We start from the raw sequence: 10098 nt of genomic DNA on the forward strand, positions 1-10098 counted from the left end.
TACGCGCCCTGGTTCGAGCGATCAGCCGGAAGGTTGATCGTGAGGATGCACCTCTCCTGTCTCTGATTGACCGCTTGTCTCCGTCCCACACGCTCATCTGAGAAACTGTCGGGTACTGAGCGACGAAACACAAGGCATACTTGCTGGATATCTGAAAACTCAGCCATTTACCAATGAGCAGCTCAATCTTTTTCTTTGGCTAAAAGCCGTGCGTAATTTGCTGGTCCATAACAATGGAGTGGTGGATCATGCTTTTGCAGAAGAATGGCAAAATGTCGAAATCGGGGACCGGCTAAACTTACCGGGACACGTGATAGTCAGCGCGATGGTGATGTTGGACAGTGTGAAGCGGATAGATAGTTTAGTTTTAGACAAGTATCCGGGTTTGGGCATCTCCGCTCACGCAGCCGGTGCAACCTTCCAAAATCGGATTCACCAGTCAATAACAATGTTGCCCGTAGAGGAGATAGAGAAGGCTCTTCCTGTACTTGCAGAACTTAGGGGTAAACACCCGGAAATTGCGGCGCTGATTCCTGAGAACGTCATGTTCAGACTGGGCACCATCTGGGCGGTTCTCCCGGCAGACGACGTATGGGCACTCGTCGGGGTTGATGGCCGTGGAATCTTTGGTTTTGCCGATGAGGCTGCGGCTCACGCATGGTTAGACGAAGGCCAGTTGTCCTGGCACGAATGCTCAGTGAGCGAAGAAAGCGATGACGTCTGGGTCGCTGGAACACTCAGCAACGGGCTCATGTTCAGATGGCCGCGACCGGCATGGGAGGAGGCTAACGTTTAGGCACTGGCTGGAGTTGCCATCAATTTCTAAGCAACGTGTTTAGCCCGGTCGTACCAGCCGCTGGCGGCCAGCCAGCCGCAGCCCTGATCTCCCAGCTCGTGCAGGAGCAGGGCCCCAGGTGAACGCACAGGCACTTCCCGCATGGCCACCAGGACCCGTTGCATGGCGTTCTGCAGGCTAAAGAAGGCGGGAATGCCCTGGAACTCGGCTTCGACGGCGCACCAGAGCAGGCGGTAGTACGCTCTGGCGCTGTGACGGTCGCGGAAGAGGATGGCAAGGCGTTGGCCCGCCTGCTCAATGAGATCCCGGCGCCGCTGGGGATGATCGCTGAGGATCGCGCCCAGGGCCCAGACGACCTCGGCGGGCTGGGTCGCGGAAGTGAGGGAATCAGAAGTAACCAGAGACTCTGGGTTGGTTCTGGGTAACGACCACTGCAGTAATGGGTTGACCTTGACGTTTCCCCCTTGTGGGGAAACTGATTCCCTCACTTCTGGAGAAGTGGCTTCTCTGGCCTTCAGGGCCTGCTCTTCCTGGTGCTGGACTTTCAGGGCGTAGCCGGTGTGGCCCCGCTTGCGGTCCGCAGCCAGATCGCGGGGGGCCTCAAGGGGCAGCTCTTCCTGCATCACCCGGGCCCGCAGGCCTGGCGCCACCGCTTTGAGCAGCACCGTCAGCCACACGCCAATACAGGCACTGCGGGTAATGACTTCGCCCGTGGTCCTGTCCAGGAACTCAGCCGACTGGTAGACGCGGCGGGTGCTGATCAGGCCGCAGGACCGCAGATCGTCCACCGCACGCTCACAGGTGGCCGTGCCCAGATTCGTCGCCACTGGCAGGACGTCCAGCACCGTGAAAAAGGTGTAGGACGTCAGGTGCGCCAGCTGCTTGCGCTGCTGAATCAATTCGAACGTGGCCTCGACCAGGGCCCGGTACACCGCACGGGCCCGCTCGCGAGCTCGTGGCCGGATCGCGCTGACAATGGTCTGCTCGGCAGCCGCCATGACACGCTCAACGTTGGCTTGCCGCTCAGCCAGGGCCGGCTCTTCTTGAGCAGCCCGGGAAGGGGTCTCTGGGCATGACTGGGCCACAGAGACCCGTACCAGCGGTTGAGGTGGCGTCTGTGGCCGAATGGTGGGGAAGGCAGCGCACTGAGGAGACAGGGTCTTATTGACTCCGTCGAAAGGCGCTCGTGGAAATCCCTCTGCTGCAGCGTGACGTCGGCGCTCAGCACGATCTGCCACGCGGTTGGCCTCGAGACGTCGCTGCGCCTGAAAGAGTTCAGCCAGTTGTTCGGCGTGAAAAGGTGGAGCATCAATCGAAAGGACGCGCGGTTGCGCGCCCCCTGGACCATCATTCATGGATCTCTCCCTTGCAATCTTGCAACAGGGGGGGCATCTCAGTTAAAATGGTGGCATCTGAATGCTGTGCCGTTTTAACTGAGCTGTACCGGGAATCCTCGCTGCCAGGCGAGGATTTCTGGTTCTGAACTGTGGTGGGGTGTGGTCAGCTGGTCAATCTGTCTCCTGTAAGACCGAGCATAGCACTCTTACCGAAAGAAGAGCACTCTTTTCAGAAATAGACTGAGCAGGACGAGTAGAAAGGTAGGATGAGCGCCGGACTTTCAATGCTTACGCAGGTTGACTCAAAGCTGTCGTCCAGCGACCAACTCCTCAAGGACCGTGGTGGGGCTCAGGCAAAGGCTTCTGATCAGGTGCCTTGCCATCTCAACCAGGGTGTGCGGCTTCGCTGGCTCTTTCGCACTCACAAGGTCTGGAATGCCCCTGTTTAGCGACTCGGATGCCTCAGAACAGTCGCGCAAACACCTCAGAACCATCGTCCGTTTGCCTCACAACCATCGGGATTTCACCTCACAACAGTCGGTAAACACCTCACAACGATCGCCAATTTACCTCACAATGATCGCTCTTCCGAGCTGAAGTCAGGCCGAGAAAGCTGCTTCTTGGAGTGGTGAACCGATGGTTCTGAGGGATTCAACCGATGGTTGTGAGGGATTGAAGTGATGGTTCTGAGGGATTCGAGCGATCGTTGTGAGGTGTTCTAACGATGGTTCTGAGGTATACCCAGACCCCTTGCCCGAGAAACACGGTGCATATCCCCTGCATACCACCTCCTTGATTGTTGTCAATCAATATCTTTTTCAGTCTCTTGATATGATCAATCAAGCCCATGACGATGCGCATCAACGAACTGGACCTTACCCGCGCGGGCGTGGTAAGCGTGCAGAAAACCCCGCCCGCGGGGGACACGTCATGGCAGGTGGACTACGAGATTGGCGGCACGATGTACCGCGTGGTGGGCAACGCCTTTCATGGCCGGCCATACGGCAGTGACGCGGACATTCTGCTGGCGCTGCAGACGATTTTCTTTCGCGCGGGCTGCCCGGAGAACAACCGCATTCAGGTGATGCCCGCTGAACTCCTGGCACTGAGCAGCTTGCCGGACAATGGCCAGTCTTACGTGCGGCTGCGGGAAGCCATGCTGCGCCTCTCCGGCGTGCAGTGGAGCATGATCCGCAGCGAGTGGCAGCCGGAGAAGGGCCGTCACCAGGGCGAGACGACCGTGACGGGTCTGATCTCTGACCTGCGCCTGGTGGATCAGGCGAGTGGGGAACACCGGCCCTTCCATCACCGGGAGCTCAATGAACGGCTGCCGATCGAGGTGATCTTCACGGCGACGTTTGCGGCGTCCATCCGGGCGGGGCTCTTCCAGATCCTGGACGGGGAGCTGCTGGCCCGGCTGGGGCAGCCGACGGCGCGGAGCCTGTATCGGGTGCTGCAGGCGCACCGGGTGCAGGTGAGTGGGGCGCTGGCGGATGAGTTGACCTTGCCGCTGCGGGACTGGTTTGTGGCGTGTGGTCTGGAGCACGAGCGGACGGACAACGCGAAGCGGACCCTGGACCTGGCCCACGAGCGGCTCCTGACCGAGGAGTACCTGAAGTCGGTTGAGTTTCATGGTCGGGGCCGGGCGGGGCGCGTCACCTATGTGTTCCGCTCGGCGCCGGAACCCGCCCTGATTGACATCCTGCTGGAGCGTGGGGTGACGCGGCCGGTGGCGGAAGCGCTGGCGGCGGATCATCCGGAGCGGGTGCGCCCGGCCTTGCGGCAGGTCGATGAGCGCCTCGCGCAGGGCTGGCGCCCGCGCTCCCTGCCGGCATCGCTGGTGGACGCGGTGCGCAACCCGCAGAAGTGGGGGGTTGAGGCGGAACCAGTGAAAAAGGCTGGGCGGGCCAAGGCCCGGAAGGCGAAGGACCTCATGGTGGAGGAAACGCCACCAGATCCACGAGAGACCGTGGCGGTGCTCCTGAGGCTCCGTCTGGGCCGGGCAGTGTCAGCCCAGGCGTTGGCGGCCTTGCAGGAGCTGGATGCGGGGCAGGTGGCGGCGGTGCGGGGTGTGCTGGACCGGCCGGCAGAAGAGGCGTTGCCGTTGGTGCGGGCGCTGCTGAGTGTGGAGGTTTGAGGGACAGAACGCCTCGTGGGTGACTGCCGTACTCAAATCAATATACAGTGATATCAAAATCACAGAGAATGATATCCCTGCTTGCCGAGCTCGCGTTCCTGCGCGTAACGCACCTATTTGCTTTCAAAAACCACTCAGAATGCAACAGATCAACTCAAGAGAGTCTATGGCCTCAAGCAACTGCAGAAGCAAACCCCTTTTGCATCCGCCCACCGCAATTGAGCAGCCCTCAGGGCTGCTGTCATACACATTCAGCCCACCACCAAGTCCAGCTCTGGTATGCCCCCACTAGGGGACACGGCTTTCAGGTGAAAGCAAAAATAAATCTCTGTTAACGTCGTTCTATGCGTCGTATGCCCGTTCTTTCTTCACATTTGCCTTTCCTGGAAGCGAGCGGGATTTGCTGATGGCTGCTTTCCTGGGGCCCTGGGGCACCTTCACTCGACCGGTCCGTCGGATGGTCATCATTGCGCTTCTGGCGGTTGGGGCTGCGAAGGCTGAACAGTGCGTGGTGGCCGAGCCACCCGACCTCTTTCGCCTGGACCTGCTCAGCCAGGTGACCTCGCGCTTCGAAGCGCCGGACTATCAGGTCACCTTGACCAGCCACTACGTCCAGGGCCGTTTAGCGACCCTTGAACGCCACGCGGTCAATTCAGCGGGGCCGTTTCATTCAGTCAAGACCTACACCTACAACCGCCAGGGACAACGTGAAAGCATCACCACCAACGCGCAGGGGTTTCGGGAAACCCCTGTCACCTGGACCCTGACGTACCAGTACGACGCCGCTGGCCGCCTGACGGGTTACGTCAGTCCAGCAGTAGACAACTACGTGTTTCATCCCGTCGTGACGTGCATTTCCTCAGGCGCCGAGATCCTGGAGCAGGCCCAGCCCGCCGATGCGCTCCCAGGGCACGCCCTCCGGTACCTCCTGAACGCCCAGGGCCAGGTGACCGAAATGCACCGCTTGCCCCAGCACCCGAACGACCAGAGCCGGGATATCACCCGGTACACCTATCAGAACGGCATCATCGAGCGGATCGTCGACACCTCGTACGACGCCGAGCGGGTCACGTTCGTTGGCACCCGCTTCTACAATGCCCTCGGCATGGTTATTCGCGATACCCGCGTCTTTTTCAGCCAGGATGGGGATAAAGAGTTTGAGGTTGTCTCCACTTTTGAATACGTTGTCGATGAGCATGGGAACTGGACAGAATGCCGGGAATATGAGGAGCAAGACGGCAAGAGAACCCTCGTCAGCACCACCAAACGGACACTGGTCTATAAGCAGTAGCTGGCGTTAGAGAACGCGTAAGGGTCATCTCCATAACCTTTCCCTTCTGTTTGCGTCCCACCATTCCTCAAAAGCAGGCAATGACAGCGTTCTGGCTGGGCATGAGACGCCATGGGGCGGTGCTGAGGCGTATGCTTGACCAATTGATGGGGTAATGAGGGAAAACCTGCTTGGTGCGCGTTGAAAAGCTGGCTGCGCGTGACTGCACCCTTGATGTCAAGAATGCGCCAAGTGTCTTGTGGCGGCTGGATGGTGAGGTGCAAGTCAAGGTGCGAACGCTCAAGCAAGCTACTGTTTCGCAGTGACTGGTGATGCTTTAGGCACCCTGTTGCATTCTGATTGGTTTTTGAAGGCAAAGGGGCCCGTTGCGCGCAGGAGAATGGAAAAAGGTGCAGGGGTATATTTCTCTATTTTGATATCACTCTGTATTAGTTCGTAGCAGATGCTCAACCTGCATCCGGCAAGCGCATCTAAAGTGACTTGAGAGCGTTGTCATCGATGTTTTTCCGTGTTAACCTGCTGTTGTCCGAAAGGACGCGGTGTATGACAACCGGGGACGGAGGATCACACCTATGTGCGAAGACACGCCCTGGTGTAGGAGCCCGGGCGTGTCCAAAAGGAGGTGATTCTTGTGGCGAAACCTAAGCGCAAGAATACACCGAAACGCCGCCGCGAACCACTGAAGGCCACTGAGATCGCTGCATTGATTGCAGCGCTCAGCAGCCTAGGCAGTGGGCTCGCGGCACTTCTGAACGCCCTAGCCTAAACCTCTCGCCCCTGGTCTAATCGCCGTGACCCTCACCTGCACAGGTGAGGGTTGTTTTTATGCGGTTGGCTGCAGGCTTCGCGCTCCCCCTCAGTCCGACCTGACCGGCACCGCTTCAATGATGCGCTTCAAGGGGGTGTTTTAAGAAGGCTGCTACCAAGCGCAAAGTGAGGCGATTCACGAGCCCTATTGGGCCTGACTACACGATTCGGAAATTTTTGTACGCTAAGCCCGCTATCCGCCTGTCCCAGTTGAAGCCTCTGAACTTCAGAGGCGAAAAACGTCGATTTCATCGGCGCCGAAATCTGTCCCTAAAGAAGTAGAGCTGAGCTGGGACATAGCCCTGAGATCGTCGGCATCAACACCTCCAGTCGTTTGGGCTTAAAAAATACTGTGTAGAACGACGATTTTCGCTTAGCGTACAATTTTGCGCCAATCGTGTAGTCAGGCCAAAATGCGGCGAGATCGATAGAAACTGCCATCAGAGAACGGCGAAGCGCTGGTTTCTGTGCTGCTTCTCGCGGGAGGCCAACAACACGGCCACCCCGGAGGTGGCCGGGCTGGGCAAACAGTGGCCGCCGCGTGGACTGACCCCTTTCTTCTTTGATATCACCAAGTATTCTCCTACTCTGGGAAGGCGCGCAGGCGCAGCGGAGTGCCGGGCCGCCCCAAGCGCAGCGGAGTCCTGCGCGCCGGGGGCCTGCCGCGCTCTCGGCGGGCGACAGGCTGGCCACCCCCACCGGCCGCCAGGCCGGGCCACGGCGCTCCGCGCCTTCGCCCCTTGCCAGCGCCCGTACCCTGGGGCGTGGCCACCTTGACCCTGCACCTGACCGACGACACCACCCGCACGTTCGAGGCCGCCGACGACTGGGTCACCCAGGCCGCCCAGAAGGCCCGCGACATACAGGGCCACCACAACCGTATGTTCTGGTTCAGCGACCCGGCCGTGCGCCCCAGCGGCTTCAGTGTCTCCGGCGCCCTGATTCGGGACGTGCAGGAGACGCTGGGCGCCTGACGTCACCCCGCGCGTGGCCAGCCGGCCGCTTCGCGCAGGACCAGGACCTCGACACGCAGCCGGGGCAGGTATAGGCCGCGCAGCTCCAGCACCCAGTATTCCGGGTGCGCCTGCAGAACCCGCACCACTTCAAATCGGGGGGCATTGTCGGGGCGCAGGCTGTACCGGGTGCCTGGTGCTGGCGGGGTGTCCACAGCCGGCACGCTAGCGCGCCGGCCGGACGCCCGGTGTGCTGAGGGTTACGAGTGCGCCGTGCACGTCACCCCCACTGCTGTCAGGCTGGCAGCGTGAAACCAGACTGGCCCAGTGCACTCACCTGTGCGGCGGGGGTGGTCACCCCTGCCGCAGCTGGCCCGAGGGTGTATGGCCGCACCAACGCCACATAGGCCCCGCCCAGAAGCAGCAGGACCCCCAGCGTGCGCAGGGCGCTGCCGAGTGCCACCTTGTGGAAGAGAGACATGGCACAGGCCGTCAGGAAACCCAGAATCAGCGCTGCATCAATGATGGTCATACGTTCCTCCGTGGTGAACATTCTCCCCTGTCTGGCCGCCCACATCGCCGTCAGGCGAAAAGCGGATGGGTTGCGCCCAGAACCGCCACGCCCTGCACGAGCTGCCTTCCAGACGGTGCCGGGACCGGAATGTGAAAAGCACCCCAGCGGCGTGACGCGAGGAACGCCGCATCTTTGGGGTGCTGGTCCCCGCGTCAGCGGGGATTCGCATGGAGGGCCGCGCCTGAAAGGCGCTGTCACCCGCGCCCCCAGCCTAGGCCACCTCGACCACCTCACCGGCAAAGTACGCTGCCCGCTGCGCCAGCTGCTCCTGCACCAGTTGCTCCGCAAACAGGGGCGCCCGTTTCTGGACGCGCTGCTCCAGGTGGCCCTGCCGCAGCCGGGCGCGGTGCTCGCGCGTGCGGACCTTCGCCGGCCGCTCGATGGGCTGCACGCACACGCTCCAGCCACCGCCCGGCCCGCCCAACTCCAAGTAGCGGGCCCGGCAGGCCGGGGGCATGCCTGGGGCGCCGCCCCCGGCGGGCACCTCGACGCGCTCCGTGAACTGAATGCGCGCCATGCCGTCGGGCGGTTCGCGGTGGGCGGTGTAGTACCGCAGGCTGTACTCGTAGACGGCGGGCGGGTCTGTCTCCTTGACCATGCGTGACCGTGGCCGCAGGCTGGCCACCTGGGCGGCCAGCTCGGTAGGGTCCGCCTGCACGATGTGCGAGCGCCCGCCTTTGTACAGTTCGACGTGGGCGTGACCCGTGCCGGTGGCGCTCGGCGTGACGGCGCGGATCTGGCGGGCCTGGACCTGTACACGGCGGCCGTCGGTGGCGCGCAGGGTCAGCAGGTCGCGTGGGGACTTCTTGGTCTTGGACATCGGGGCACCTCCAGCGGCCCACCTCGCGGCAGGCTGGTCTTGCGTAGGCAGATCAATGGCCTTCCCCTGTGGCCGGGGCGGTGAGCCTCAGGCCCAGGGGCCTGTAGCGGGTAAGGTTCATCAGGCTCCCAGCGGCCGCCCGTGGCGGCCGTCCTTATGTGAACGCGCGAGCGCAGCGAGCACCTTCAGCACCCCGCAGCGCAGCGGAGGGGTGCCGCCGCCCCGTGAGGGGCGGCCCACCCCCACCGGCTCAGGCCGGCTGCCCTTGCGGGCGGAACTCGCCAGCCAGGGCGCGCGTGACGGTCCGGCGCTGGCACTCCATCACTTCTTCCCCGGCAGGCACATCGAAACGGGTGTAGACCAGGCTCACGGGGCCGTCGTCAGTCCACACGTCCACGTGGCCGTGATCATGCACGCGCGCCGAGGCGAGATAGCGCCCTTCAGCGGTGAGCAGCAGCGCGCCCTGACAGGTGTGGTCGGTCCACGAGAGGGACACCCCTAGCGGCACAAGAAGAACGTTGGCGTTCAAAATCGTGGCCCAGCGGTTATGGGTGTCCACGTCAAACTCAGGTTCGTCCTCAATGGGGGTGACTTGGCCGGGGGTCAGCATCACGAGGTCCAGGGTGTAGTCCTGAAACAGCATGGCGCGGTAGGTCAGGCCGCTGTGGCACTGGGTCAGGTAGGTGTACCCGGTGGGCACCTGAGCGCGCAGCACCTGGGCGCGGGCGCGCAAGTGGCGCTGGTCGGCGGTGCGCTGGCGCGCGGCACCCCATAGGCGGCGCAGGTGCTGCACGGCGGCGGGCAGCCGGTGGGCCCACTCATCGCAGTCCAGATCGTAAGCCTGCTTCTCCGCGAGTTCGGCGGCCATCGTGGTCTGGGTCAGGGCATTCAGGGCGCGCTGCTGCTTCAGGGTCAGTACGGGCATGAGGGTTCCTCCGTGTGGCCCCGCCCACAGGCGGGCAGGGCCAGTGAGATCAGGCAGCGAGGCGCTGGGTGCGGTCGGGCAGCAGGTCGTGCGCGGTGGCGTACAGGTACGCGCCGTGCTTGTTGGTCAGGACAGGCAGGGCCACCACATCGGGCCGGGTGTCCAACTCGACGCGGGCGCGCAGTTCGCTGTGCCAGGCCACGTAGGCGCTGACGGTGCCGGGGCCGTAGCCGTCCACAAAAACGCGCTGACCGATAGCGGGGGGCGTGCCCTCGCCGGTCCAGTTCGCCTCGGTGGGCATCTCGCAGAGGTCAGTGAACTCCTCATAAGGGCGGCGGGTAATGGCGGGCTGGGTGGTCATGGTTGGCGCTCCTTTCCCCTCTGTCTGGGGTAATACAAGTGTACCTCTTTTTGTGTACAGTGTCAAGAGAAACGTCCACCCACACAGCAAAACTGAG

At 62.2% G+C, this 10098-nt stretch carries 10 protein-coding genes; 4 read left to right on the plus strand and 6 right to left on the minus strand.

From position 1 onward, the window contains the following. Positions 1 to 208 precede the first annotated feature (208 nt). A complete protein-coding gene (locus KMW22_RS19045) occupies positions 209 to 796 on the plus strand; it encodes a hypothetical protein (RefSeq protein ID WP_221091607.1) in 588 nt (195 codons plus the stop codon). Positions 797 to 822: 26 nt separating this feature from the next. On the opposite strand, the gene KMW22_RS19050 is transcribed toward KMW22_RS19045, so the two are convergent. Beyond that, positions 823 to 1794 carry a hypothetical protein gene (locus KMW22_RS19050; protein ID WP_221091608.1) on the minus strand — a complete coding sequence of 324 codons (972 nt, stop codon included), beginning with the start codon at positions 1792 to 1794 and terminating at the stop codon, positions 823 to 825. A gap of 1186 nt (positions 1795 to 2980) precedes the next feature. Between KMW22_RS19050 and KMW22_RS19615 the strand changes: the two genes are divergently transcribed. From KMW22_RS19615 to KMW22_RS19065, 3 genes are all read left to right on the plus strand, one after another. Then, entirely contained in the window at positions 2981 to 4270 is a 1290-nt protein-coding gene (locus KMW22_RS19615; protein WP_221091609.1) for a replication initiator protein A, read from the plus strand. A gap of 406 nt (positions 4271 to 4676) precedes the next feature. Beyond that, positions 4677 to 5561 (plus strand): RHS repeat protein, encoded by an 885-nt coding sequence (locus KMW22_RS19060; protein WP_221091610.1) that lies wholly within the window; start codon positions 4677 to 4679, stop codon positions 5559 to 5561. Positions 5562 to 7132: 1571 nt separating this feature from the next. Further along, complete coding sequence (locus tag KMW22_RS19065; RefSeq protein ID WP_221091611.1) at positions 7133 to 7342, plus strand: hypothetical protein; 210 nt, start codon at positions 7133 to 7135, stop codon at positions 7340 to 7342. A 2-nt stretch (positions 7343 to 7344) separates the two neighbouring features. On the opposite strand, the gene KMW22_RS19070 is transcribed toward KMW22_RS19065, so the two are convergent. The 5 genes from KMW22_RS19070 to KMW22_RS19090 all read right to left on the minus strand — a co-directional run bounded on the left by KMW22_RS19070 (position 7345) and on the right by KMW22_RS19090 (position 10001). After that, positions 7345 to 7536 carry a hypothetical protein gene (locus KMW22_RS19070; RefSeq protein WP_221091612.1) on the minus strand — a complete coding sequence of 64 codons (192 nt, stop codon included), beginning with the start codon at positions 7534 to 7536 and terminating at the stop codon, positions 7345 to 7347. 80 nt (positions 7537 to 7616) lie between these two features. Further along, complete coding sequence (locus KMW22_RS19075) at positions 7617 to 7853, minus strand: hypothetical protein (RefSeq protein WP_221091613.1); 237 nt, start codon at positions 7851 to 7853, stop codon at positions 7617 to 7619. A gap of 253 nt (positions 7854 to 8106) precedes the next feature. Next, complete coding sequence (locus KMW22_RS19080) at positions 8107 to 8715, minus strand: hypothetical protein (protein WP_221091614.1); 609 nt, start codon at positions 8713 to 8715, stop codon at positions 8107 to 8109. A 250-nt stretch (positions 8716 to 8965) separates the two neighbouring features. After that, the gene (locus KMW22_RS19085; protein WP_221091615.1) at positions 8966 to 9640 is read right to left on the minus strand and encodes a hypothetical protein; all 675 of its coding nucleotides are present in this window, start codon (positions 9638 to 9640) and stop codon (positions 8966 to 8968) included. Positions 9641 to 9689: 49 nt separating this feature from the next. After that, on the minus strand, positions 9690 to 10001 hold the full coding sequence (locus KMW22_RS19090) for a hypothetical protein (RefSeq protein ID WP_221091616.1): 312 nt from the start codon (positions 9999 to 10001) through the stop codon (positions 9690 to 9692). Between the last annotated feature and the right edge of the window lie 97 nt (positions 10002 to 10098).

It is taken from the genome of Deinococcus aquaedulcis (assembly GCF_019693445.1).
In the GTDB taxonomy this organism is placed as follows: domain Bacteria; phylum Deinococcota; class Deinococci; order Deinococcales; family Deinococcaceae; genus Deinococcus; species Deinococcus aquaedulcis.